Raw genomic sequence first — 25,673 nt, 5'->3', positions numbered from 1 at the left:
CGTCACAGAGAATCATGAAAAAAATATGCATAATATCTTTAATCTAAGAATACTATTTTGTATATATTGAATGGAGGAAAAAGAAAATGATGTTGGATGTAGGGTTGTTGTTGATTCGTTTGGTGATTGGATTGTCGTTCATGGCGCACGGGGCTCAAAAGCTGTTTGGTTGGTTCGGAGGTTACGGAATCAAGGGTACAGGCGGCTGGTTCGAGTCGATGGGCATGAAACCCGGTGCATTGGTGGCGTTACTGGCTGGACTCGCGGAATTTGGTGGCGGATTGCTGCTGGCTCTGGGTCTGCTCACACCGGTAGGTGGCATTCTGATTGCATTGACGATGGTCATTGCGATTGTGAAAGTCCATGGAGCGAACGGATACTGGTCCACACAGAACGGATTTGAATATAATCTCGCGATTCTGGTGGTTGGTGTAGCGCTGGCCCTGACCGGTGGCGGACAATACGCGCTGGATGCATTGATTTTCTAAACCCGATAACTAAAAATGAATGAGGAGTGCCTGGATGCCATGAAAATGGCTGAAGGGTGCTTTTTTTTTGCAAATGAAAGAGAAGAATCTGCGGTAGTAATCGGTTATTTTCGGTACAGATTATGGTACAATAGGAGAGTTGGGTTAAGAAGCAGTTCACGGTATACATGAAAGCACAGATTTGAGGAGGATGAACTCCATTGTAAATGTGTAAAATTAATCTAGTGTATGAATACCTCGTATGCAAAATGACCAGTGTACAATCAACCGGCTTTGCCGGATTGCATAAAGATTGAATGATGGACCGGCGATGCCGGATTAACGTGAATGAACGGACGAAAGGGATTAAACCTATGAGCAAAGCTGCAAATGATATTCTTCAACAGGAAGTGGACAAACGCCGGACGTTTGCCATTATCTCTCACCCGGATGCGGGTAAAACCACATTAACCGAGAAACTGTTGCTGTTCGGGGGCGCGATTCGCCTTGCGGGAACGGTAAAAGCTCGGAAAGCCAGCAAACACGCAACAAGTGACTGGATGGAAATTGAGAAACAACGGGGGATCTCGGTTACCTCTTCCGTAATGCAATTTGATTACCTGAACCATCGCGTTAACATTCTGGATACACCGGGTCACCAGGATTTCAGTGAAGATACGTATCGTACACTGACGGCTGCCGACAGCGCGGTGATGTTGATTGACGTGGCAAAAGGTGTCGAGGCACAAACGATCAAGTTGTTCCAGGTATGTGCGAAGCGTGGGATTCCAATCTTTACGTTTATCAACAAACTCGACCGTGAGGGTAAAAGCCCATTTGATCTGATGGAAGAACTTGAAAATGTACTGGGTATCCGTTCAGTTCCGATGAACTGGCCTATTGGTACAGGTCGCGAGCTATGCGGTGTGTATGACCGGATGAAAAATCAGGTGGAGTTGTTCCAAGGGGACGATCACTCGACAATTAAAGTTCAGAAAGTAAACGGTTATACAGATCCAATTATCCGTGAGATGGCAGGAGAATATCTGCATGATCAGTTAATTCAGGATCTGGAGCTTTTGGACGTTGCGGGAGATCCGTTTGATATGGAGAAGGTTCAACGCGGCGAATTGACCCCTATTTTCTTCGGTAGTGCGATTAACAATTTCGGCGTGCAGACCTTCCTGGAGAATTTCCTGGAACTGGCACCGAAGCCTGAACCACGCCGCAGTACGGCAGGAGAGATTCAGCCAACGAATGAGAAATTCAGCGGTTATGTATTCAAGATTCAAGCGAACATGAACCCGGCACACCGGGATCGTATTGCGTTCCTGCGTATTGTATCAGGCAAGTTCCAACGTGGAATGAGTGTGAAGCATACTCGTGTGGGTAAAGAGATCAAGCTGTCACAGCCACAGCAATTCCTGGCACAAGATCGGGATATTGTGGAAGAGGCGTATGCCGGCGATATTATCGGTTTGTTCGATCCGGGTATCTTCCGGATTGGCGATTCACTGAGCCAAGGCAGCGAGGTTATCTTTGAAGAGTTGCCAACGTTCTCGCCAGAGATTTTCGCTAAAGTTACCGTTAAAAATGCGTTGAAACATAAACAGTACCAAAAAGGAATTGATCAGTTGACGGAGGAAGGAACCATTCAGGTGTTCCAGACGGCAAGTTTCGACGAGACAATCCTCGGCGTAATTGGTCAACTACAGTTTGAGGTATTTGAATACCGGATGAAAGGTGAATATGGGGTAGACGTGCAATTGCAGCGTATGCCTTATCAGTTCGCTCGCTGGATCGTGGACGAGAATCTGGACCCAAGCAAATTCCGGATTAACTCTGCGCTTGTAAAAGACAAAAAAGGGAATTATGTGGTGCTCTTCGAAAATGAGTATGCCATGAGAACGGCTATGGATAAAAATCCTACTGCTAAATTCTTGGAGACTGCACCTTAAGTGACGGTCCACGTATTCTGTGGTAATCAGTTAATGTGTTAGTTAAACGTGACAAGTTCATGTGATGAGATAGAGCTTGTTAAAAATAAGATCCCTCCGCCAATTGGCGGAGGGATCTATTGCTATACACCTTACTGAGAGGCGGGTATGATCCAGCCGAATAAGGGAAAGCTTTCTTTTGCAGACAGAACAAACGGTGTGATGGTTACCTTACCCTCCAATGCTTCGATTAGCGAAGCGGTTGAACGGGAATGGTGTGCAGATGCTCCTGCGCGATTTGAATGAGTTCTTCCTGCTTGGCAGGTTCTGTGTTCTTCCAGATCATCTCGAAAATGGCGCCAAGTCCAGGTAATGCAGCTTCCGGTCCATCTACTGAACCTTCAATCATCTCCCGGAGCTGATCATCACTCTTGTCATGAACTTTATGAACAATCGCTTCACGCAGGCTTAATGTAATGGGCATCGCAATTCCCTCCTCGTATATTCGGCTGCTCTAATACTGTTCCCTGGGAAGCGCGAGCGCATTCAAGTTTATCAGGCTTTGTGGTATACTACGAAGGATTATTTACGTTAGCATGGGTATCCGTAATGATGCGTCATGCTGAAGTGCAGCGGGAGGTTAAGACCCTAATGGCCAAGAAACAGTATGCCGTAATTGGCATGGGACGGTTCGGATCAAGTGTTGCCAATGCACTGAGTGGCATGGGATTTGACGTGCTGGCAATTGATGCGGACGAGCAGCGGACACAGGAAATGTCCAATGTGGTGACCCATGCGGTATCGGCAGATTCAACAGATGAAGAAGCGCTGCGAGCGCTGGGCATACGGAATTTCGATGTTGTCGTTGTGGCAATTGGTGAAGATATACAGGCGAGTATTCTGACAACCTTGATATTGAAAGATATGGGTGTACCAGTGCTGATCGTAAAAGCTCAAAATGAGCTTCATGGTAAGGTGCTGCAGAAGATCGGGGCAGACAAGGTGATCTATCCTGAGCGGGATATGGGACTACGTGTAGCCCATCATCTGACCTCGCCGAATATACTCGATTATATTGAGTTGTCTGAGGATTACAGCATTCTGGAGATGAGAGCTTCCGAGCAAATGATCGGTAAGAACCTGATGGAATTAAACATCCGGGCACGTTTTGGGTGTAACGTGATGGCGATTCGCAGTGGGAATTCGATGAACATCTCGCCGTACGCGGAGGACCGAATCGAAGCTGGAGATGTGCTGATCATTGTGGGTCACAAGGATCATTTGACGAAAATGGAGCTTGCGTATCCGAAGTGATGGATGCAGATGGGAAGGATGGAAAGATGGATATTGTATCACCGCAAAATACACGTGTAAAAGAATGGGCACAGTTGCTGGAGAAAAAGCATCGTACCCGTCAACATAAATATATCATTGAGGGCATTCATCTGGTACAGGAAGCACTGCGTGCCGGAGCAGATCTGGAGTGCATCGTGTACGATGGAGAGCAAGGCGTACCTAGCGAACTCGCCGGGCTTGAGAACCCGCTACAGCGTGTGGAATGGGTTAGTGTATCTCCTGCCGTTATCGCCAAATGTACGGATACAATGACACCGCAGCCTGTATTCGCAATTGTGCGTAAAGGCAGTGAACCACTGGAAAGCCTAATGACCGGAGCTCGTGGGCTTGTTGTGGTGCTGGACGGAGTGCAAGACCCGGGTAATGTGGGGACGATCATCCGTAGTGCGGACGCAGCTGGAGCAGCGGGGGTTGTACTTGGTGCTGGCTGTGCTGATGTATATAACCCGAAGACGATTCGCTCGACGATGGGGTCATTGTTTCATCTGCCCATTGTGGAGGGCCAGTTGGAATCCTTGCTTCCCGAAGCGAAGGCCGCGGGCGTGAAGCTGGTAAGTACTTCTTTGCAGGCAGAGCATTCATGTTATAGTTATGATTTTACGCAGTCGGTATGGCTTGTCATTGGTAACGAAGGCAAAGGCATCTCGGATGCTACGGCACGTTTGGTAGATGATGCGATTACGATCCCGATGCAGGGGCAGGCAGAGTCGCTTAACGCCGCAATGGCGGCAACGATTCTGTTATTTGAGGCGATGAGACAGCGGATGTTTAACTAACTAATAATTCCTGTCCAATTTAAAATTAACTGTCCCTAACTAAAATTAACTTTCCCCCAAATACCAAAGGCTGGAACCTGGTTGCCGCTTTTCTCGGGCCATGTTTCCAGTCTTTTTGTCTTTCTCTTTGAAGCACCACAGCAGGGATTTTCCATTCAAATCCCGAATAGGTGATATAGTTTCTATTTCTTAAGCTGATGGGCAGGTGTTCATTTTGGAAATGAATAATGGAAAAGGAAACACTCTCTTTAGGGAATTTATGACTTGGGCTGGGGAAAAGGGCTGGGACATAATGAGTAAATCCGGTTCGCAGCTACATTTAAACAGCGGCATTACTTCAAGATATAAAGGACTTCCAGATGAATATTTAGAATTTCTAAATGTAGTTGAAAAATGCGTTGCACCGGATGAGCAAACCTGGTTTATTTGTGAGGCTGAGTTTAACAATAGCACGGAGACCGCATTCCAATGGAATGAATTTGAAATGCTTAGTTTGGAGGCAGCAGAGGGTGATTCTATTTGGCAGTCAGAGATAACGGCCTGGTGGGATCATCACTTGCCGATCGTAATGTCTGTGAAAGATGGATATTCCTTCTATGCCATTGACTTAACAACCGACAATGGAGCTATTGTCCGTGGATGTGAACCTGAATTTGAAGAGGTTGAAAAGGTATCCGATTCGTTTGGAGAATTTCTGGCATGGATGATGTCGAATTCAGTTTAGCGTAGCTAGGAAAGGTTGATGGTTATACTTGTGGCCAGCGGCCTGATATTAGATTATTCAATGAAAGAACTTATGAAACGTATAGGAATTCTTAACTTATGATATAAAAATAGTTTATATAGCGTGATTTATTCACATTTAAGTATGTTCCAAGCTTATTTTATATATATAAAATAATTCTTTACTGTTCGTTCTAGAAATGATATGCTAACAGCAAGTTAGATCTAACTGTTTTTTTGCATAATAAAGAACGATCGTTCTCAAAACTAAAATTACACTAATCTAAAGAATATGAGGGAGAGAATATGATGAAATACACAGTGATTACAGGAGCAAGTTCAGGAATTGGATATGAAACAGCATTGGCATTTGCAACACGGGGTAAAAACTTGATTTTGGTAGCTAGAAGATTGGATAAGTTGGAAGAGCTTAAATCGACTATTCAGGGCATCGACCCTAAAGTAAATGTTATCGTTCATACAAGCGACTTGTCTGTTACCGCAGAGGCGTACACGCTATATAACGATTTGAAGGAATATGAAATTGAGACTTGGATCAATAATGCAGGGCTTGGAGAAGGCTCGTTCATTGCTGAACAGAATTTGGATAAAGTGGAGACCATGCTGCGTGTTAACATCGAATCTTTGACCATTCTCTCTACATTGTATGTGCGAGATTATGCGAATGTCGAAGGTACTCAATTGATTAACGTCTCATCCGCACTTGGATATGCGATTGCTGTAGGCAGTGTTGCTTATTCTGCATCGAAATACTATGTTAGTGCCTTCACAGAAGGTCTTGCCAAAGAACTGGAACTGAAAGGTGCAAAACTAAAAGCGAAGATCCTGGCACCAGCGATCACGGAAACAGAATTTGTACAAAAATCAATAGATGCTGAAGGATTTGATTACAAAGCGAATATGTCCAAATACCACACGGCCAAAGAAATGGCTGGATTTATGGTAGATCTCTATGATTCCAATGAAGTGGTTGTAGGGATTGTAGATCAGAACTATGATTTTCAGCTGACAGGTGCAATCTACCCAGTGATTTCAGAATTGAATTAATACAGCAGAATCTATAGGATACATTTACAAAATCCCAAATAAGAAGAGGAGTACAATCCATTGGAAAAGATATGGAGTAAAACAAAGATTGGCAACATGGAATTGCCTCATCGACTAGCGATGGCACCTATGACACGCAGTCGAGCACAAGAAGATGGTACACCTGGAGAGTTGGCGGCACTTTATTATGCTCAGCGTGCAACGATGGGACTTCTGATTACGGAAGGAACACAACCATCTGATGATGGACAGGGATACTTGTGGTCACCTGGCATCTACACCGATAAGCATATTGAAGGATGGAAAAAGGTAACGGATGCGGTGCATGAAGCTGGCGGATATGTATATATCCAATTAATGCATGCGGGTCGCATGTCACATCCAGATAATACCCCGCATCATCGTCAACCGGTTGCTCCATCTGCAATCGCACCGGGTGTAGAAATGTTTACGGCTACAGGGATGCAGGATATCCCCGTTCCCCGGGAATTGAGTCAGGAGGATATTCAAACGACCATTGTCGATTTCCGAAAAGCAGCCGCCGCAGCGATCGAAGCAGGGGCGGATGGCGTTGAGATTCATGGGGCTAACGGATACTTAATCAATCAATTTTTAGGAGAAAATTCGAATACACGCACAGATGAGTATGGCGGATCTATTGAAAATCGTGCTCGCTTTGCGATTGAAGTAACCAAAGCCATCGTGGAGGAAATAGGGGCAGAACGAACAGGCTTCCGTATCTCACCAGGGACACCGCTGGGTGGAATTCAAGATGGCGAACAAGGTCCTGATCTGTATCGCTACCTTGTAAAAGAATTAGCTCAATTGGATTTGGCTTACCTTCATGTTATGCATCTTGGAGATGAGAACCTACTCCAAGACATTCGTTCGATCTGGCAAAATCCATTGCTGGTCAATCGGGCTGGAAGAACGTTGGATGATCTCAGTGTCGATTTAGATCGTGGTCTCGCTGATGTGGTACCTGTAGGTGTATGGTCCTTAGCTAATCCAGATTTGGTGGAACGACTTCAACAAAGTGCGCCACTGAATGAAGCAGATCCGACAACATTCTTTGGATTGGGAAGTAAGGGCTACACGGATTATCCTACGTTGGAAGAATTAAAGTCACAACAGGGGCTACACTAGCACAAAGTATGGAACATGGCGTACAACTGAACACTGCGCGCCATGTTCCTAACATAAGTTGAACTAATCATTTTACACGATAACAGCGAATGGAAGGTTGTTCTGTCATCGTAGTGTCAGTGTAAATAATCTTGAGTTCAACTTTTATAGTCTACAAGCAAAGGAAGAGGATAAATGATGAGAGCAGCTCAAATACAGAAATACTCCAAAAAAATCCAAGTGGAAATCAATAATATTGAGATACCTCAGATTCATAGCCGTGAGGTCCTTGTCAAAGTGAAAGCTGCAGGTGTAAATCCGCTGGATATCTTGAATATGAATGGCAGTGTTCGGATGATTGCCGACTATAAGTTACCTCTAACTTTAGGGAATGAATTATCGGGTGTCATTGAAGCCGTCGGTGATGATGTTTTGAAATTTAAAGTGGGTGATAAGGTTTATACCAGGTTGCCACTGAATAAAATTGGTGCTTTTGCTGAATACGCCGCTGTGCATGAGGATGCCTTATCCATAATGCCTGAAAATCTGTCTTTTATCGAAGCTGCTGCGGTACCCCTTACTGCCTTGACCGCATATCAAGCATTGCATGATGTACTCCGAGCTGAACCGAATAAAAAGTTGTTTATTCCTGGCGGAACTGGTGGATTCGGTGCGATGGCCATCCCGATTGCCAAGTCCATGGGGCTAACGGTGATTACAAGTGGCAGTGAACGGGGCAGAGCACGTAGTTTATCCATTGGAGCAGATCAATTCATTGATTATAAGACCGAGCAGTATGCTGATATTCTGTCCGATATTGATTATGTGATCGACACCTTGGGTGCGGACGAGATCAAAGCTGAACTGAGCATTTTGAAACCACAGGGCAAATTAGTCTCTTTGAAGGCAGGACCCAATTATCGCTTTGCACTGGACAGTCAATTCCCGTTGTGGAAAAGAGCATTGTTTGGTCTCGTAGGTGCACGCCTGGATTCTTTAGCGCGTAAGAATCAAAATGAATATCGTTTTTTATTTGTGCACTCCAGTGGAGTTCAATTGCAAGAGATTACAGCTTTTGTAGAAAAAGAAGACATTAAACCTTCGATCGATTCTACGTATACGTTTGATGACATTGAAAAGGCATTGATTAAAGTATCCACGGGTCACTCCCAGGGCAAAGTCATTGTTACCTTTTAAAGGCTCGTTAAGATGATGCTCATGCTATTCAATGTTCGTTTTCTGAACAGGAGGGAAGCCAATGGCGAGAAGCAAAGAGTTCGAAGAGTCTGTTGTACTGGATAAAGCGATGAGACTTTTTTGGGAACAAGGCTATGAGAAGACATCTATGACGGATCTGGTTAATCATATGGGAATTCATCGTAAAAGTTTGTATGACACATTTGGTGACAAACACACCTTATTTCTAAAGACAGTAGATCTGTATGATCACAAAATCAGCTCAGCCCTTGCAGCAGGCGTAAAGCGTTCTCAAACGGCAACGGAAGCACTTCAGTTTATATTTCTTTCTTTAATTCATGGAGAGGAATCTCCAGCATCAGGCTGCTTTATTGTCAATTCGACGGTAGAATTGGCGGCACGCGATGACGACATGAACCACCGGTCGACGGAGATGTTTGCAAATACGGAGAAACTAATCAAGGACATTATTGTGTGGGGACAGCAAGAAGGTGAATTCACAACGGAGTACAACGCCGAGGTATTGGCGGAATATCTGCATAACGTTAGCATTGGGTTAAGGGGGATGGCCAAGACTTCGATGACCAAGGAAAAACTTCTTCGTATAGCGATGCTATCCACGGATTTCATACTAAGGTAGTCTATTTTTTTTACATTAAAAGAATGTTCGTTCTAATATGGGTGTTCCAGATGAAACATATTTTATAGAAAAGAGAGGCAGGTAACGATATGAGAAAGACAGTTCTAATCACAGGGGTATCGGGTGGGATCGGTAAAGAGTTAGCGGATCGGTTTGCCAAAGGTGGACATCATATTGTGCTGGTAGCACGAAGTGAGGGTAAAATACAGGATCTAGCTCAGGAGTATCAGAAAAAGTATGGCATTCAGGCGACGGTTATTGCCAAAGATGTAGCGGCACCTGGGGTACCACAGGAGATTTATCATGAGCTGAAGGAAAAGGGCATTGTTGTTGACTATCTTATCAACAATGCAGGTTTCGGTCTGTTCGGGACGTTTATGGAAACGGATATGGAACAAGAAGTTAATATGATTGACGTGAATATCAAGGCTTTAACCATCATGACAAAGCTATTCTTGCCGGATATGATCCAACGTGGGCACGGCGGCGTGATGAATGTGGCTTCGTTGGTAGGTTTTTTCCCTGGACCGATGATGTCGGTATATTATGCAACAAAGGCATATGTGCTATCGTTCACCGAGGCACTGGAGAATGAAGTAAGCGGAACGGGCGTTACGGTGACCGCACTGTGCCCAGGCCTGACATCTACCGGATTTGTGGATCGTTCGGGTATGGGTGTCTCGAAGATGTTGCAGGGCCCAATTATGGAAGCCGGACAGGTGGCCGAAGAAGGGTATCGAGGCTTCTTACGTGGCAAGACGTTAATTATGCCTGGTGCTCGAAACCGATTCATCGCGTTTATACCTCGGTTGTTGCCGCGTAAGATGATGACTCGCATGATAAGATCCTCCCAAGACAAGACAGGACATTAAACAATTGTAGAGGATAAATCAGATCTTTCCCAATTCGATCGTTTCATGTTGTTCTTCATCGGGCCTTCTACGACAAACATACACAAATACAGGAGGGAAACTGAAAGGCACAAATTGAATTTTCTCTATCTCAAATGACTCAGCTAATTGTTTCTTCATATGAAGTGAGTACTGATATAACACTAAGGTGCCTCCAGGTCGGAGCGCTGTATGGATCTGTGACAGGATGTTTTGTCTCATTTCTCTGGAAAAATTAAAAAAGGGCAGTCCGCAGATGATGCTATCCAACTGATGAATATGTTCTTGATTAATCCTTTTTAATAGATAGGAAGCATTCGAATGGAACATGAATTCAGGATATGTTTTCTTCAGATTACTTCTCATTTTGGGGTCCCTTTCAAATAAAAACACGGTTGCAGATTTCGGTAAATGTGCTCTCATGAGACGTGTGACGGCCCCTGTTCCTGGCCCCAGCTCAGCCATGGTTCTAACCTCATCCCATCGTACAGACTGGACGATTTTACGGGCTAGACATTTGGAACTGGGCAGGAGACTGCCTACTCGTTTGGGATTCCTCAGAAATCCTTGCAGGAAAAGAAGTGGTTCCGATGTTTTCATCGCGGTATCCTCCATGGTTGAATTCATTGATGGTTCACTTGATGTTGGAAGGCAAGCTTAGTTGGAATATAAATACGTTACGCGTATGTTTTAGTGTTAAAGTCCCCTGATGTAAATCCGCAATGTTTCTCGCAATAGAAAGTCCCAGACCAGATCCTGATTGAATACCTTCGCTATTCCTCGAATAATCCACCTTATAAAAGCGATCAAACAGTCTGTTTTTTTGTTCTATCGTTAGTGGTATGCCTTTATTCTCTACTTCAATGGTAACGTGATTATGCTGCACCCTCATTCGGACATAAATCGTGCCCGGTTTAAAGGAATACTTTAGTGCATTCATGAGGAGATTGTCGATGGCTCGAGCGATCTTATCACTATCCAGGGAAACCATGATTGGAGCATTACCGAGTGTTTTTTCAATAAGAATCCCATGCTCCTGAGCTAAAGGTTCGAATTCAAACAACAATTGGTCCAATAGCTGACAGAGGTCAACATTTTTCAAATCCAATTGGGTGTTTACTTCGTTAAGACGTGTGTATTCAAATAAATCATCAAGTAACTTCTTCAAATGCGTTGCTTTGTTATAGGTGTTTTGAATGAAGCGGTCATACTCTGCTTTGTCTTGAAAGGATTCTGTTCTTAGTAGCTCAATATATCCAATTATGCTAGTAAGCGGTGTACGCAGGTCATGTGAGATGCCAGTGATCATATCCATCTTGGATTGCTCCAATTCACGTTCTTTGGCAATCTGTTGCTTTAACTGTTCTGTCATGTGATTAATATTGGAAGCGACTCGCCCAAGTTCATCTTCTCGATCAACGGGCACCCTGTAATTCAGATTTCCTTCGGATATGATTTGAAGCCCTTGCTCTAATGTAATGAGATCTCTCACAATTTTTCGTGTGAAAAACAAAAAAATTAACGTGAAAATTACGATGAAGATTGGTGTTAGAACGTAAGGAAAAATGTAGAGAAGCGAAGGCCAATTAAATCTTTCACTAATTTTTGCGGCACCTATGATTAACATATTATTTACACCCACAGAGCCAACAAACGAAATCAATAAACTGATCAACATTTGATATAGGATGTTAATCTGTATCTTTTTTTTAAACTGTGGTAATCGTTTAATCAATTTTATATCCCACTCCCCATACCGTTTTAATGTACTGAGGTTCCCGCGGATTTACTTCCAATTTCTCTCGCAGGTTACGAATGTGAACCATCACCGTATTATCCGAATACCCGTAAGGCTCTTTCCATACGGTTTCGTAAATTTTCTCGGAGCTAAATACTTGTCCAGGATGGCTGGCAAGCAACACCAGAATGGAAAACTCTAATGGTGTAAGCGAAATGTCATTATCTTTGAGCTTCACGGAATGTTTACTTGTATCAATGACAAGGTCCTTGATTAAAATAAGTGAATTGGATTCTGGTTTCCCGATCAGTGTTTGACGTCGTAACTGAGCTTTAACGCGAGCAAGTAACTCTAATGGATTAAACGGTTTGACCATGTAATCATCGGCCCCGGTAGTCAGGCCCGTGATTTTATCAATGTCTTCTTCCTTGGCGGATAACATAATAATGGGAGTGGGTGATACTTCTCTTATTTTGAAGCAGGCTTTGATTCCATCCATAATGGGCATCATAACATCCAGAATAACGAGTTGAACCGATGTTGTTTTGATAATATTGAGGGCTTCCTCACCATTGGCTGCTTCAATGACATGATATCCTTCGTTACGTAAATAGACATGAATGACATCCCGGATATCGGGTTCATCATCAACAACGAGAACGGTATTCATAATTCAACACTCCTTAAAAATTAGGATAACATCAGTGTAAACGATAGTCTGGAATGTTTAAATTGTTTCCTTTTTTCGACAGACATAAACGAACGCAGGTGGGATATTCAAAGGCACTAATTCTATTTTTTCGATGATAAAGTGTTCGGATAATGTTTTTTTCATTTGAAGTGAATATTGAAAGGCGATGAATAATCCTCCAGGTTTGAGTGCCTTATAGATCTGGTCTACCAACGTATTTCTTAATTCAGGCTCAAAGTTGAAGAAGGGCAATCCGCTAAAAATGTAATCCAGCTGCTGAACGCCCTCTTGATTCATGGATTCTACCAATCGAGCGGCGTCTGGATAACAGGAGAACTCCGGGTATGCCGTCTTAAGAGTATTCCTCATCGTTTCGTTCATCTCAAACAACAACACCTTCGTTGAACCCTGCACCTCTTGTAGAATATAACGAGTGACAGCACCTGTACCCGATCCGAGCTCGGCGACTGCTTTGGCCTCTAGCCAAGAGGCTTGCTTCACCATTTTGTTGGCGAGAAACCGGGAACTGGGTATGATGCTACCAACATGTTTAGGGCTTTGAAGAAAGCTTTTCAGAAATAAAATGGATTCATTGGAATTCATGATTGTGGTTCCTCCGTATATGTGATGGTCTGTTATCAAAACCAGTTAGAGATGTAATAATTGCAGCGTAGAAAGAATGGGACCGCCGAAGTAGATTCCCGCTGTAAAATATGTTATGGTCCATAACAAGGCACTGGAATAGGATATAAGAGCAAATTTTCTATACTGCACGCCACTGAGTCCCATCACCAAAGGGAGAACATATCGCACGATTGGAATGAACAAACCGATGCACATCGCCCAATTGCCACTCTTATTTAGAATCAGTTCAGCCTTGACAAAGTGTTTATGATGTTGAAATCTGTGTTTTATCTTGGTTCCAAATAACTTCCCTGCAAAATAAGCAAAGGTAATGGCCGTTAATAGTCCTGATAAAATACAGAAGTATGTGATCCATGAATTGATAACTCCTGTGTGGCTCAAAATGGCACCGCTGATAATCGTGATTTCATTTGGAATTGGAATCCCGAAAGGCCCCAATGAGAAGGCAAAATAAAAAATCAGATATCCATACTGATGAAGTAGCTCTAAGATCGTATTACTGATCATTGTTTTGCCTCCTCTCTTGTTGATATAGCAATCTTAATGAAAAAAACTAAGGAATTAATGAGCATAAATCTGAAGAAAATCTAAAGAATACATAAGCAAAGCCACACAACTACGTTAAAGAGAAAAAAGCCTTGCCAACGTACTGGCAAGACTTGAATAGGTGGACATACTCAGGAGCGGTGATCAAGTGATATGAATTTCTGAATATCAAATAAAGCTTGTCTCGAAAAGGAACTTATAAGTGAGCTCGAGTTGATTATCTATATCTTTATCTGCAAGGAAGAGGATGAGCATCAAAGAAGAGCCGAGACGTCATAATGACGACTCAGCTCTTTTTTATGTCCGATAAGCAAGGATTTTTTGAAATCAGATTATTGTAGGAAATAGAACCAGTTGAATTTTATACCAGCAACAATAAACAAAACAATCCATCCCCATAGAAACAGTAAACGTAAAGGTCGTGGAATCAGGAGATATTCTGAGTACAATTTGCTGAAAAGTTTCATTACAGTAGTGACCACCCCTGCTAAGTTACTCCCTTATATCCGCTCTCGCAAGAAAAAGAAGTAAGAAGATAAGATAACCAAGATCCCAATAAGTCTATATACCGTAGCGTAGGCCTCAAAGTTGCTTCTGGCGATTACAAATCCGATGATCGAAATAGATAATATCAAAAGACCAAAGGGAATCTTATAACTCAGACGAAAAACCTCCAGTTATATCAAAATTAGGTATATTATATCATGATACACACCAGAGGTCTTTTTTTGTATCAGATTCAGATATACCTACCCATTAAATAAATAAATCGAACGAAATAATACTGGCATGCCAATATATAGTGTAAGGAGGAAGGGGATGGATAATGAGTGAGCATGATGAGTACATAAAACTTGTAACGTTAATACGTGCGGGGCATGAAGAAGCATATGGAGATTTATATGAGAAAACAGTGAAGGGGGTATATCAAACTGTGCGATTTCTCATCAAGGACAAGTCTGACGCGGAGGATGTGGTACAGGAGATTTACATTCAGGCGTATCGATCATTGGCGCGATATGATGCGGAGCGTGCTTTTCGTCCCTGGTTAATGGGTGTGACGATGCGACAGGTTCAGAGTTATCGACGCAAAAGATTGATGCAGTTTCGGTTTGGCAAGCGGATCGAAAAATCTGACGTGGGACTAGAATATGATTTTTCCACTGATCTGGTCAACAAACTGGCAAATCGACCTCTGCTGGAACAGGTCCGCCGTTTGCCGTACAAGCTACAGCAGGTGGTTACACTTCATTATTTAAATGAATATACGCAAGAGGAGATTGCTGGCATATTGGCAATTCCGCTTGGAACTGTGAAATCGCGCATACATGCGGCGCTGGCGAAGTTGAGACAAAAAGAGAAGATGAATCCAAGATTGCGGGGAAAGGTGGAGGATCTGCATGAAACTCGATGAACAGTTGCGAACAGCCTACCAGGAAGAAACCAAAGACTGGTCCATATCTGCGAGTATTAAACACAAAATGATGGATAGTATTCGAAGTGATTCACACATCAGAAGATATCGAAAAAAATGGCTGGTCACGGGGCTCTTGGCTGCTGTACTCATTATTCCCACCGGTGCCTACGCAGGGTACACCTATCTCGCAGACGGAATATATGGTTCACAGGAAAACATCACAGCTATGGGGGGAACAGCTGAGGATTATATGAGGTTGGAAGCAAAGTTGCAGACGGCCAAGGCCCATTTCAGCGAAGAAGAATTTGTTCAATATATGGACTTGCTGAAGCAATTAGGGCAAATGGCCGTGAAGTATGCCGATTCTCAGGGCAATATGCATCCAGAGCAGTGGAGTACAGTGGAGCAGGAACGATATAACCTTCTTGCAGCTGAGCTGGAACCGTTTTTCGAGAAGCTGGAAGCTGTGAGTGTAGGGTCCTCCAAAAAACGGATGGACGAGGAGCAATTTTGGACGGAACAGTTGGAACAGGCAGAGAAGACATTTACCAAGGAACAATATCGTGAGTTCAAGTCTGTCTATGAACAAATGAAGAAATACAAAGTTATGGTGATGGACAAGGATGGAAGTATTCATGAGGAACGTTTGTCGGCGGAGCAGAAGGATGATTTAAACCAGCTAGAGAGACGCCTAATCCCCTATTTGAAACGGTTAGAGCTCAATTTGCGTTAATTCGGGTGAACTGTGAAAGTGGAGAAGAAGCGGAGAAGTGAATTTTTTCGCTTCGTTCTTGTTGTTGTGACTGTTACTTCCTCCCCTGCACCTTCAGCCGATACTGATGCGGCGTAGAGCCTGTGGCAGTACGGAATACTTTGCAAAAGTAGGAGGGGCTGGTCATACCGACACGGTGACCGATTTCGGGAACGGTGAGTGAGGAACGGGTGAGCAGCACACAGGCATGACGAATGCGGGTAGCTTGAGCATAAGTAACAATCGTGGTGCCAGTCGCTTTTTTAAATACATGAGATAGATGATAGGGGGACAGATGAAGTGTATCTGCGATATGCTCCAAACGAAAAGGCTCTTGGTAATGCTCCTCAATCCATTGCATGATGGCTTCGGCATGAGGGTGAAGAACGTTTGCACTGGACGAGAGTACATCTTGGGAGCGGTGTTGCTGCCCGTCCTGCCACAGATAGCGAAGTTGTGCGAGCAGATCCAATAAAAAGAGGCGTGTATCCTCCTCTATTTCATGAGGAAGCAGACCTGGATACGTATCTGCATATTGTTCCATTCGTTGAACGAGTGGGGATGTGGCAGCAAGTCGGATGGGCTGAATGGGGGATTGCTCTTCCAGCAGATCCTGTATGAAGTCGTGAGTAACAATAAATTGGGTCCAATGTGCCTTCAGTAGATCAAGTTCAACCATGAGTACATTTCGAATGAAAGGCTGCTGTCTGGATACCTGAATCTGGATGTGGTGCAATTGAAAAGGTCGAAAAATCATGAGCATACCGGGTTCAAGGGAGAAAACCTGACCTTCGGTTATCAACTGCCCATATCCTTCGTGAATATAGGTTATCTCCAGCTGCGAATGAGCATGGAACACTTCGCGAAACGTAGTGTTGGATGTCCGACGACAGGCCAGATTAAATTGTTCTCCCAGGATGATAGACATCATGAATGCCTCCCTTATCATGCGCAAGATAGTTTTATTTTAGCACAAGATGAACGCATAAAAGCGCTTTATTATTGTGTATTGTGAAGGGAATAAGGGAGGTATGCAACGATGTTAAAAGTAGCGATTATCGGAGCAGGTGCAATTAGTGGGGCACATATCTCAGCATATTTGGCATTCCCAGAGCGATGTCAGATTGTTGCTGTGGTCGATATGTACGTGGATAAGGCAGAGAAGCGAATTAACGAATATGGGCTGGAAGATGCACAAGCCGTTACGGATTACACAGAGTTACTTGCCCAAAACATTGATCTGGTATCAGTCTGTACGCCGCCGTATACACATGCTTCAATTGCGTGTGATTTCATGCAAGCAAGTGCGCATGTGTTGGTCGAAAAACCGATGGCCTCTTCCCTGGAGGAAGCGGATCTGATGTTGAGAGCAGCGCAAAAAAGTGGCAAGTTACTATCTGTAGTAGCACAGAATCGGTTTACAACACCGATGATGAAACTGAAAGGTGTGCTAGACAGTAAACGGATGGGCCCCATCGTACATGTGCAGGTTGATTCTTTCTGGTGGCGGGGTCACAATTATTATGATCTTTGGTGGCGCGGGACATGGGAAAAAGAAGGCGGAGGCTGCACCCTGAATCATGCAGTGCATCATATTGATGCCATGCTTTGGATGATGGGACCTCCAGTGGAATTGCAGGCCATGATGGCAAATACGGCACATGATAATGCCGAAGTTGAGGATATATCCATGGCGATGCTTCGCTTCCAGGAAGGGGCGCTTGGCATGATTACCAGTTCCGTCGTACATCACGGAGAGGAGCAGCAGTTAATTTTTCAGGGGAAAGAAGCCCGAGTATCTGCACCTTGGAAAGTGGTTGCTTCTACCGCGCGGAATAACGGATTTCCGGAACCCAATCAAGAGTTGGAACAGCAGATTCAGAAGCTCGCTGACGAATTACCGGATGTTATTCATGTCGGTCACGCTGGGCAAGTTGAGAATGTGTTAAACGCTATTGAGACAGGATCACCCCTTCTGGTGGATGGCCAAAGTGGCCGGAATACACTTGAACTGATTGTGGGTATCTATAAGTCGGCAAGTACGGGAGAAAAGGTTGTTTTTCCACTAGGGGCAGAAGATGCGTTTTACACAAGAGAAGGAATTATGCAACATGCCGTACACTTTTATGAAAAAAAGACGACGGTGGAGAACTTCGAGGATTCGAGTATTACGCTTGGGAGCAAGTTGAATTCGTAGTATTTTACGTGAAAAAGATGCTCCTCACATAAGTGAGAATGGGCATCTTTTTTTTGTACTAGATCCATTACACCTACCTCACGATAAAAAATTAATACACCCGGTTTTTCCATCCATTTAACTCGCAATCGCTTCAAGATAATAATCTCCATAGTCATGGATTGGATCAATAAAAAGAGGGAGAAAATGAAACGCTTTCGCAGTTAGCGGATTCACGTCATTTGAGAAACTTGGAGAAGAGGATGCAATGGATTGAAGAGCATTTCAAATATGAGATCAGATTGGACCAGATAGCGGCAGATGTTCACCTGCCCAAATCGTATGCTTACCGCATTTTCATCAAGACACAGGTAGTAGCATAACGGACTAGGTTAAGTCCAGAGGTTGAAGCAAGCCTATTTTCTCCCTGAGACAATAACACTTTTGATGAAAAAGAGTGGCAGACGTGCGGAATTTCAAGTGAATCGGATTTCCAGTTATTTCGCAAATCTGCGGAGATGACCCTGCTGCAGTATCGGCAACAATTTGAACGGAACAGCAAGCATTCATTTGGTTTGCAAAATAATAGCGTTATTACGTCTCTATACACATTTAGTATTTACCGTTTGAATTAAATAAATCCCGGCTGTGGATTGCACTAGCCAGTTGCTAAATGCCTTACTCCACCTCCGGGATTGCACATCGGTAACCTTCATGCTAAATAAACCTTAAGGATTCCTCAAGTTGTTACAGCCACTTATCAGCCCAACGTTCCACGGCGCTTAACGCTCTCCCCAGTTCCGTGCCTTTTCGTGACAACATATATTCAGTCCGAACTGGACGTTCCGTGACCACATGGCGAACCACAAGTCCTTCTTCCTCCAATTCCTTCATTCGCTCATTTAACACACGTTTGCTCAAGTCAGGGATATAAGCGTGAATCTCACTGAAGCGTTTGGGTTCCTCCATCAACGCATGGATAATGAGGGCTACCCATTTTCGGCCAATGATCTGATAAGATTGTTCCACTTTTGTACATATTTGCTTGGCATTCTCATCATCGCTCATGATTGTACTCCTTTGATTTAGTATTGCTTGTAATATCATTAGTATACTTATTGTAACCTACTTGTCCACAGGCCATATGTGTAAAATGTCACATACCAATTGTTCTTAATCTTACCACATAAAGCGTTATCATCAAATAAAAACCCTATAAACACTGGAGTTCACAGGTTCGACACGATTGTTGACGAATTGTGACGACAGGTGTAATATGGGTAACGTTAATTCAAATGGTTACAATTTATAACCTATAAACAGGTTGTGGAGAGAAGGAATGTTCCATGGTTGAATTCAGGTGCGCTATATAAACGGAGGCAAGGCGGGGAACACACCCACTTATTCCGTCTTTTGTCATGCTTGGATTTGAACATTTTGCAACATCATATACTATACTGCACAGATCACAGGAGGCACTCCAATGGATGCAATGACATTTGTCCTGTTCGGGGCAACAGGCGATTTAGCCAAACGCAAGATTTACCCTGCATTATATAACTTGTACATGGATCAGAAAATGCCGAAATCTTTCTCCGTTATCGGATTGGGACGACGTGAATTGTCGGATATGGACTTCCAGGCCAATGTTGAAAAGTCACTGCACGAATTCTCACGTCAGACGCCAGAAGAAGCATCTCAGGTTCGTGATTTCATTGGAGCTTTCCGTTATTGTTCTTTAAATAATACGAAGCTTGAAGATTACACCAAACTGTTGGAGTTGGTTCAACAGCGTGAACAAGAGCTTAACATTCCCGAAAACCGCATGTTCTACATGTCGGTGGCACCGGAATTCTTTGAGCCAATCGCATTAAACATTCAAGAAAGTGGCCTGGGTAACACCAAAGGCTGGAAGAAACTGATTATCGAAAAACCATTCGGACACGATCTGCAATCGGCTCGTGATCTGAACGAAAAACTGAGCAATACCTTTGCGGAAGAAGAGATCTATCGCATTGACCATTTCCTTGGTAAACCGATGGTTCAAAATATTGAGACGCTCACCTATGCAAATCCGGTAATTCAGGCGTTGTGGTCTAACCGTTATATTGCCAATGTACAAATCACGGCAAGTGAGACGGTGGGTGTTGAAGAACGTGCCGCGTATTACGACCAAAGCGGTGCCCTTCGTGACATGTTCCAGAACCATATGCTTCAGTTGCTGATGATGATTGGTTTGCATTTGCCAAAACGTTGCACACCGGAAGAAATTCAATTCAAAAAACAAAAAATTGCTGAAGCACTTCGTCCGTTGACGAAAGAAAATATCGCTTCTGAAGTTGTTCGTGCGCAATATGCAGCAGGTGACCTGCAAGGGACATCGGTTGTTGGATATTTGGACGAGCCTGGCATCCCAGCCGGATCTCAGAACGAGACTTATGTTGCCGCAAGACTTTGGATCGATGATCCGTTCTGGAGCGAGGTTCCATTTTATATCCGTACAGGTAAACGCCTGGCTGAGAAATCCACCAGAATCGTTGTTGAATTCAAGTCTCCACTCAAAACGGGGCATGAATCCGAGAATACAACGGAACCTAACCTGCTTACGATTGAAATTGGTCCGGGAGAAAGTATTTCCCTTCAATTAAATGCGAAGAATCCATTGAACCATGGTGAAGTGGAACCAATGCATATGACCTTCAACTCAGGTAAACGTAACATTCCTGAAGCCTACGAAAATCTGATCTTTGATGCGATGCGTGGAGATTCCACCTTCTTCGCTCACTGGAACGAAGTGGAGCTGGCTTGGCAATGGGTGCAACCGATTCAGGAAGCATTCGAAGCAGGCAGCGTGCCACTGGATACGTACAGCGCAGGTTCGCATGGACCTGAGTCAGCAGATCGCCTGACAGCAGCAGACGGCTACCGTTGGTGGTAAGTAAAACGGAAAGAGTGGGCATAAAAGAACACAATAGTAAAAACAACAGGACAATCCGTTCTGCTCACAAATAATCATTTGCACAAATCCAAATGCTTCTTCCAAGTCAGCAGGATATAGAACGAGATGTTTTATTACCTTAGAGCTTGAACTCAGAAGCGAGTTGGATCGAAGGTGAATTGTTGATATAACACAGTATCTATTACGAATTATACCGTTCCAATTTTGCATAAGCCCTTCCGGTTATGTTTGCCGGAAGGCCGTGAAAATTTTTGAATATAGATTAGCTGTTCAGTTTTGAAAATGGGTTGGCTTGAACGCTGCGAATGTAGTGTAGGGGACGAAATCGATTCTGTAGAAGCAAAGCGTTCGCCTTTATCCCCGGATTTTCTCCTATATAGGAGATTCAAAAAAAATCTGGGGGATAACAGCGATCAAAAGAACGATTCGTTACCGGAACGGTTACTTCGCCAAACGTTAAGCACTATTTTTAATATTGAGCGCACATGAAATTTAAACATTGTTCATAACAGGAGGATTTTGAAATGAAACTTGGACTTGTCGGATTAGGAAAAATGGGATTGAACCTGGGTAGAAACCTGATTGATCACAAACACGAAGTGGTTGCTTTTGACCTGAACGCTGAAGCAGTAAATGAAATGAAAGAATACGGCGCTGAAGGCGTATCTTCTTACGCAGAGATGGTGGCTTCGCTCGAATCCCCACGTGTATTGTGGATCATGGTTCCCCACAACGTGGTAGACGCTGTGCTGGCTGAAGTTAGCCCATTGTTGTCCAAAGGGGACATCATTATTGAAGCGGGTAACTCCCACTACAAAGAATCCATCCGTCGCTACGAAGAGATGAAAACTAAAGGCATTCACTACATGGATGCAGGTACATCTGGCGGTATGGAAGGCGCACGTAATGGAGCATGTTATATGATCGGTGGAGACCCGGAAGCTTGGGCCATCGTTGAACCGGCATTCAAAGATACTTCCGTGGAGAATGGCTACCTGTATGCTGGTAAAGCGGGCAGCGGTCACTTCCTCAAAATGGTTCACAATGGTATCGAGTACGGTATGATGGCATCCATCGGTGAAGGTTTTGACGTATTGGAGAAAAGTGGATTTGATTTCGACTTCGAACAAGTGGCTCGCGTATGGAACAACGGTTCCGTTATCCGCTCTTGGTTGATGGAGCTGACAGAACGTGCCTTCTCCAAAGATGCAAACCTCGATGAGATTAAAGGCGTAATGCACTCTTCCGGTGAAGGACGTTGGACGGTAGAAACGGCATTTGACCTTCAAACCGCTACACCGGTTATCGCGTTGTCCTTGCTGATGCGTTACCGTTCCCTGGAGACAGACACATTCACAGGTAAAGTGGTAGCAGCATTGCGTAATGAATTTGGCGGTCACGCTGTAGAGAAAAATTAATTTTATATATAACTGTTAACATATGATGAGAATCGGGTAATGACTTATATCGTGTTTACGAATTCATCAAGTGGAGGTAACATATCATGAAATTTTTCTTGGATACAGGGAATGTGGAAGAAATCAAACGGATCGAACGTCTGGGTCTGGTGGATGGAGTCACGACTAACCCGTCTTTGATTGCCAAAGAAGGTCGCGTATTTAAAGAAGTCATTCAGGAGATCTGTGGCGTTGTTAAAGGCCCGGTCAGTGCTGAAGTCATCGGTCTCAAAGCCGAGGATATGTTGAAGGAAGCTTATGAAATTGCAGAATGGGCACCAAATGTAGTCATTAAATTGCCGATGACCGAAGATGGGCTGTACGCTTGTCATGAGTTGACGCAAAAAGGGATTAAAACCAATGTTACGCTGATTTTCTCCGCAGCACAGGGCCTGATGGCGGCGAAAGCCGGTGCAACCTTCATCAGTCCATTCGTTGGTCGCTTGGATGATATTGCGGTGGATGGTATGAAATTGATTCGTGATCTGCGTCTTATTCTGGACATGTATGATCTGCCTTCCGAGATTATCGCAGCAAGCATTCGCAATATCAAACATGTAGAGGATGCAGCCCTTTCCGGTGCGCATATTGCCACCATTCCGGGTTCGCTTCTGCCGACACTTTGGAAACACCCACTGACGGACAGCGGAATTGAACGTTTCCTGAAAGACTGGGAATCTGTTCCGAAATAAAAGGATAGACATGGCCTGAATCTTTGGTTGGTCTGAACGTAAAACCTTTCGCCTTGCAGAGTAATCTGCGGGTGAAAGGTTTTTTTATCTCTGTTTATGTAGTTTCCGATTTCCTGTTAGTTTAGCCAATGAGGAGTACGAGGAGTACTTGTCCCTTTAATGTTGTTGTTACTTTCTATCCAGTGTCCACGTACTGTCCTTCTTTTTCGGGACAACGGTGCATAAGGTTAACATATAGCCTATAGCTCATCCCGTAGGGGAGGGACACTTCGATGATGAGAAGAAAATGGCGAAGCCGGAGACGCCGTAAGCCGCCAAGCGGCAAACGCAAAATGTGGTTAATCATTTTATTGGTCACCGCGTTTTGTTTGATGCAGGGCTTTGCTTATGTAGATAAGAAAATGAAGCCCCCCATCATGCACTTGGCCAAGATCAGAGTGAAGCAGATTGCGACCGAAGCGATCAACAAGGCAATTACAGCACAGGTTGCAGATGGCAAAACCAACGAAGGACTGATTGATTGGAAGACGGATACCGCCGGAAAAGTGTCCGGTTTTATGCTGAACTACAATGAGCATATGCGAATCACCGCAAGTACGATGAATATCGTGCAATCCACGCTGCAGAATGTACACATGTTAAAAGAAAAAATCCCGCTGGGGCAGGCGCTCGGCAGTCCGGTGCTGGCTTCATTTGGCCCGAGTATACCGGTTCGTATAGAGCCCCAGGGCGCTGTCAAAGTGGACCTGAACACCCGTCAGCAGAATGCGGGTATTAACATGATTTTGGTGGAAGTGTACATTCACATCATTGCTGAGGTCGCGGTCGTGGTGCCATTTGACATGGAGCCCGAAACGGTCGATACGGAGATCCCGATTTCCTACCTGCTGGTTGTCGGGGATGTGCCAATGTATTATTACGATAATCAGGGCAAGCCAGTGGGCAGTAACGGCAGTAATGCCCCAGCTATTGCGCTGCCATCAGGTCATACGGGTGTATCAAGCGATAATGGAGTAACTACGAATCCCCCTAGCCAGAACCAGCAACAGACGCCGTCAAACCCTTTGCAAGGGAATGAACTTGAAATTGAGCCGGATGATTTGCCTGATGTGAATGGGGGATTTCAGCTCAATAAGGACGCGCACCCATGATACACACAAATATCTAAAGCAAAGCGAAAAAGGGACCTCTATCTAAGAGGTCCCTTTTTCCAATACTTATCGTACTCTGAGCCGAAGAGAATCGACTTAATCCCGCCAATTTACAGGTTTGGGTCAAGACATGTGGTGTACTGCAAATTGCTTCCACGTACAGAGCATATCCTCGTCTCACTTACTTTTCTTGCTCTTTTTTTTGCGTTCATCCTGTTCCCAATGTTTCAGCTGTGGATAAGGATCGAACGACCATTCGTGCAGTCCGCTGTCCCGGTAGATCCCATAGTGCAGATGTGGAGGGAATTTGCCCTGTGTCCCAGGTTTCCCGTAACCTGAACTGCCAACCCAACCTACAACCTGACCAGGGATCACAACTTCACCAATGCGTGCACTTTTGTCAAAACCCGAGAGGTGGGCGTAATAGTGATAATGGTTGTTCAAATCCCGAATTCCGATGCGCCAGCCGCCAAACGGATTCCAGCCTTTGATTTCCACGACCCCGTAACAGGTACTGCGCACAGGCAGGCCATGCGGAGCAAAAATATCTGTTCCCTCATGAATGCGATAACCACCCCAGCTTCTTTTTGTCCCCCAGGTACTGCGATAGGAGTAGTTGGTTCCAAGCGGGACTGGAAAGGCATGTCCGAATAGATCCAGATTGTCAAAATGCTCATATAACTTCGCGAATTGCTGTATCCGTTGCACAGCACGGGAATTGTGATAATATTCCCACAAGGCAATGTTGAAGTCCTCTTGCTTGTTCCCGTAACCTTGAATAACAGAAGCCATGCTGTACAGCACATCCTGATCATTGTTGGCATCTGCTATACCGTCTCCTGAACCATCACGTCCATATCCTTTGAAAAAAAGAATGGATTCCGGATGTTGATCCGTCTCATCGGGATTTAGCCATCCTCTCCAGGCCGGAGGGGTCATGAAGATGCCCGTAAGCCGCTCCGGATGTTTGCGATCCTTCGGGTGTGCACGGGTAATCGTTCGTTCATACTGATCAATGGCAGCAAGCCTGTACCAGGGAATCTGGGTCATCTGACCGATGGTTTCATATAAATGGCGACGTGCAGCGAAAATTTCTGCGGGTTTTAACTCGGCAGCCTGTGGTTTGGGAGCGGCCTGGGCGGGTTCACTGTAAACTTCAACAGGCAAGAATGGGAGAAGCAGAGTACCTGCAAGTAATGTTTTGATCCAAAAGCGGTACGTGTGCCTGAAGGTCAAGCGTTGTTGCACTGGGAAGCAGCCCCTTTCCATTA

General features: G+C 44.3%; 26 protein-coding genes. 17 read left to right on the top strand and 9 right to left on the bottom strand.

Annotated features, from left to right (window positions below):
- Window positions 1-89: 89 nt before the first annotated feature.
- Window positions 90-488, top strand: coding sequence for a DoxX family protein (locus QNO02_RS25315; protein WP_053783291.1), 399 nt, complete (start codon window positions 90-92; stop codon window positions 486-488).
- A gap of 353 nt (window positions 489-841) precedes the next feature.
- Entirely contained in the window at window positions 842-2,425 is a 1,584-nt protein-coding gene (locus tag QNO02_RS25310; RefSeq protein ID WP_091037965.1) for a peptide chain release factor 3, read from the top strand.
- Between the two features lie 229 nt (window positions 2,426-2,654).
- Here the strand turns inward: QNO02_RS25310 and sspI are convergent, their stop codons facing one another.
- On the bottom strand, window positions 2,655-2,888 hold the full coding sequence (sspI, locus tag QNO02_RS25305; RefSeq protein ID WP_036673259.1) for a small acid-soluble spore protein SspI: 234 nt from the start codon (window positions 2,886-2,888) through the stop codon (window positions 2,655-2,657).
- A gap of 128 nt (window positions 2,889-3,016) precedes the next feature.
- Between sspI and QNO02_RS25300 the strand changes: the two genes are divergently transcribed.
- The 8 genes from QNO02_RS25300 (at window position 3,017) to QNO02_RS25265 (ending at window position 10,161) form a co-directional block, all read left to right on the top strand.
- Window positions 3,017-3,718 carry a potassium channel family protein gene (locus QNO02_RS25300; protein ID WP_076211287.1) on the top strand — a complete coding sequence of 234 codons (702 nt, stop codon included), beginning with the start codon at window positions 3,017-3,019 and terminating at the stop codon, window positions 3,716-3,718.
- 26 nt (window positions 3,719-3,744) lie between these two features.
- The gene (locus tag QNO02_RS25295; protein WP_289390357.1) at window positions 3,745-4,536 is read left to right on the top strand and encodes a TrmH family RNA methyltransferase; all 792 of its coding nucleotides are present in this window, start codon (window positions 3,745-3,747) and stop codon (window positions 4,534-4,536) included.
- Window positions 4,537-4,756: 220 nt separating this feature from the next.
- On the top strand, window positions 4,757-5,260 hold the full coding sequence (locus QNO02_RS25290) for an SMI1/KNR4 family protein (RefSeq protein WP_289390356.1): 504 nt from the start codon (window positions 4,757-4,759) through the stop codon (window positions 5,258-5,260).
- 308 nt (window positions 5,261-5,568) lie between these two features.
- Complete coding sequence (locus tag QNO02_RS25285; RefSeq protein ID WP_289392890.1) at window positions 5,569-6,327, top strand: SDR family NAD(P)-dependent oxidoreductase; 759 nt, start codon at window positions 5,569-5,571, stop codon at window positions 6,325-6,327.
- 60 nt (window positions 6,328-6,387) lie between these two features.
- Window positions 6,388-7,473: an alkene reductase gene (locus QNO02_RS25280; RefSeq protein WP_249912799.1), complete on the top strand. Its 1,086-nt coding sequence runs from the start codon at window positions 6,388-6,390 to the stop codon at window positions 7,471-7,473.
- 177 nt (window positions 7,474-7,650) lie between these two features.
- Entirely contained in the window at window positions 7,651-8,649 is a 999-nt protein-coding gene (locus tag QNO02_RS25275; RefSeq protein WP_289392889.1) for an NADP-dependent oxidoreductase, read from the top strand.
- 61 nt (window positions 8,650-8,710) lie between these two features.
- Window positions 8,711-9,289: a TetR/AcrR family transcriptional regulator gene (locus QNO02_RS25270; protein WP_133387416.1), complete on the top strand. Its 579-nt coding sequence runs from the start codon at window positions 8,711-8,713 to the stop codon at window positions 9,287-9,289.
- A gap of 89 nt (window positions 9,290-9,378) precedes the next feature.
- On the top strand, window positions 9,379-10,161 hold the full coding sequence (locus QNO02_RS25265; RefSeq protein ID WP_289390355.1) for an SDR family NAD(P)-dependent oxidoreductase: 783 nt from the start codon (window positions 9,379-9,381) through the stop codon (window positions 10,159-10,161).
- 18 nt (window positions 10,162-10,179) lie between these two features.
- Here the strand turns inward: QNO02_RS25265 and QNO02_RS25260 are convergent, their stop codons facing one another.
- The 5 genes from QNO02_RS25260 to QNO02_RS25240 are packed head-to-tail and all read right to left on the bottom strand — an operon-like array spanning window position 10,180 to window position 13,760.
- Window positions 10,180-10,779, bottom strand: a complete 600-nt coding sequence (locus QNO02_RS25260; protein ID WP_289390354.1) for a class I SAM-dependent methyltransferase — start codon at window positions 10,777-10,779, stop codon at window positions 10,180-10,182.
- 34 nt (window positions 10,780-10,813) lie between these two features.
- On the bottom strand, window positions 10,814-11,857 hold the full coding sequence (locus QNO02_RS25255; protein ID WP_289392887.1) for a sensor histidine kinase: 1,044 nt from the start codon (window positions 11,855-11,857) through the stop codon (window positions 10,814-10,816).
- 49 nt (window positions 11,858-11,906) lie between these two features.
- Complete coding sequence (locus tag QNO02_RS25250) at window positions 11,907-12,587, bottom strand: response regulator (RefSeq protein WP_289390352.1); 681 nt, start codon at window positions 12,585-12,587, stop codon at window positions 11,907-11,909.
- A gap of 57 nt (window positions 12,588-12,644) precedes the next feature.
- Window positions 12,645-13,211, bottom strand: coding sequence for a class I SAM-dependent methyltransferase (locus QNO02_RS25245; RefSeq protein ID WP_289390351.1), 567 nt, complete (start codon window positions 13,209-13,211; stop codon window positions 12,645-12,647).
- Between the two features lie 45 nt (window positions 13,212-13,256).
- On the bottom strand, window positions 13,257-13,760 hold the full coding sequence (locus tag QNO02_RS25240; RefSeq protein WP_133387421.1) for a DedA family protein: 504 nt from the start codon (window positions 13,758-13,760) through the stop codon (window positions 13,257-13,259).
- 865 nt (window positions 13,761-14,625) lie between these two features.
- Between QNO02_RS25240 and QNO02_RS25235 the strand changes: the two genes are divergently transcribed.
- Entirely contained in the window at window positions 14,626-15,213 is a 588-nt protein-coding gene (locus tag QNO02_RS25235; protein ID WP_289390350.1) for a sigma-70 family RNA polymerase sigma factor, read from the top strand.
- Window positions 15,200-15,949, top strand: a complete 750-nt coding sequence (locus QNO02_RS25230) for a DUF3600 domain-containing protein (RefSeq protein WP_133387423.1) — start codon at window positions 15,200-15,202, stop codon at window positions 15,947-15,949. The genes QNO02_RS25235 and QNO02_RS25230 overlap by 14 nt, the downstream gene beginning before the upstream one ends.
- 73 nt (window positions 15,950-16,022) lie before the next feature.
- Here the strand turns inward: QNO02_RS25230 and QNO02_RS25225 are convergent, their stop codons facing one another.
- A complete protein-coding gene (locus tag QNO02_RS25225; RefSeq protein WP_289390348.1) occupies window positions 16,023-16,898 on the bottom strand; it encodes an AraC family transcriptional regulator in 876 nt (291 codons plus the stop codon).
- Window positions 16,899-17,006: 108 nt separating this feature from the next.
- Here QNO02_RS25225 and QNO02_RS25220 point away from each other — a divergent pair, with 108 nt between their 5' ends.
- A complete protein-coding gene (locus QNO02_RS25220; RefSeq protein WP_289390347.1) occupies window positions 17,007-18,164 on the top strand; it encodes a Gfo/Idh/MocA family protein in 1,158 nt (385 codons plus the stop codon).
- 726 nt (window positions 18,165-18,890) lie between these two features.
- On the opposite strand, the gene QNO02_RS25215 is transcribed toward QNO02_RS25220, so the two are convergent.
- Window positions 18,891-19,211 (bottom strand): winged helix-turn-helix transcriptional regulator, encoded by a 321-nt coding sequence (locus tag QNO02_RS25215; protein ID WP_036605715.1) that lies wholly within the window; start codon window positions 19,209-19,211, stop codon window positions 18,891-18,893.
- A 415-nt stretch (window positions 19,212-19,626) separates the two neighbouring features.
- Between QNO02_RS25215 and zwf the strand changes: the two genes are divergently transcribed.
- The 4 genes from zwf to yunB all read left to right on the top strand — a co-directional run bounded on the left by zwf (window position 19,627) and on the right by yunB (window position 24,402).
- On the top strand, window positions 19,627-21,081 hold the full coding sequence (gene zwf / locus QNO02_RS25210; protein ID WP_249912807.1) for a glucose-6-phosphate dehydrogenase: 1,455 nt from the start codon (window positions 19,627-19,629) through the stop codon (window positions 21,079-21,081).
- Between the two features lie 545 nt (window positions 21,082-21,626).
- Complete coding sequence (gene gnd, locus QNO02_RS25205) at window positions 21,627-22,520, top strand: phosphogluconate dehydrogenase (NAD(+)-dependent, decarboxylating) (protein ID WP_062838007.1); 894 nt, start codon at window positions 21,627-21,629, stop codon at window positions 22,518-22,520.
- A gap of 86 nt (window positions 22,521-22,606) precedes the next feature.
- Window positions 22,607-23,251, top strand: coding sequence for a fructose-6-phosphate aldolase (gene fsa / locus QNO02_RS25200; protein WP_249912808.1), 645 nt, complete (start codon window positions 22,607-22,609; stop codon window positions 23,249-23,251).
- 272 nt (window positions 23,252-23,523) lie between these two features.
- A complete protein-coding gene (gene yunB / locus QNO02_RS25195) occupies window positions 23,524-24,402 on the top strand; it encodes a sporulation protein YunB (protein ID WP_091037929.1) in 879 nt (292 codons plus the stop codon).
- Between the two features lie 177 nt (window positions 24,403-24,579).
- Here yunB and QNO02_RS25190 read toward each other — a convergent pair whose 3' ends face one another.
- Window positions 24,580-25,650, bottom strand: a complete 1,071-nt coding sequence (locus QNO02_RS25190; RefSeq protein WP_289390346.1) for a M23 family metallopeptidase — start codon at window positions 25,648-25,650, stop codon at window positions 24,580-24,582.
- Window positions 25,651-25,673 lie beyond the last annotated feature (23 nt).

The sequence above is a fragment of the Paenibacillus sp. PK1-4R genome, assembly GCF_030369595.1.
GTDB lineage: Bacteria > Bacillota > Bacilli > Paenibacillales > Paenibacillaceae > Paenibacillus.
The sequence above is the reverse complement of the archived record's forward strand: the minus strand, read 5'-3'. Positions and strand labels throughout refer to the sequence as shown.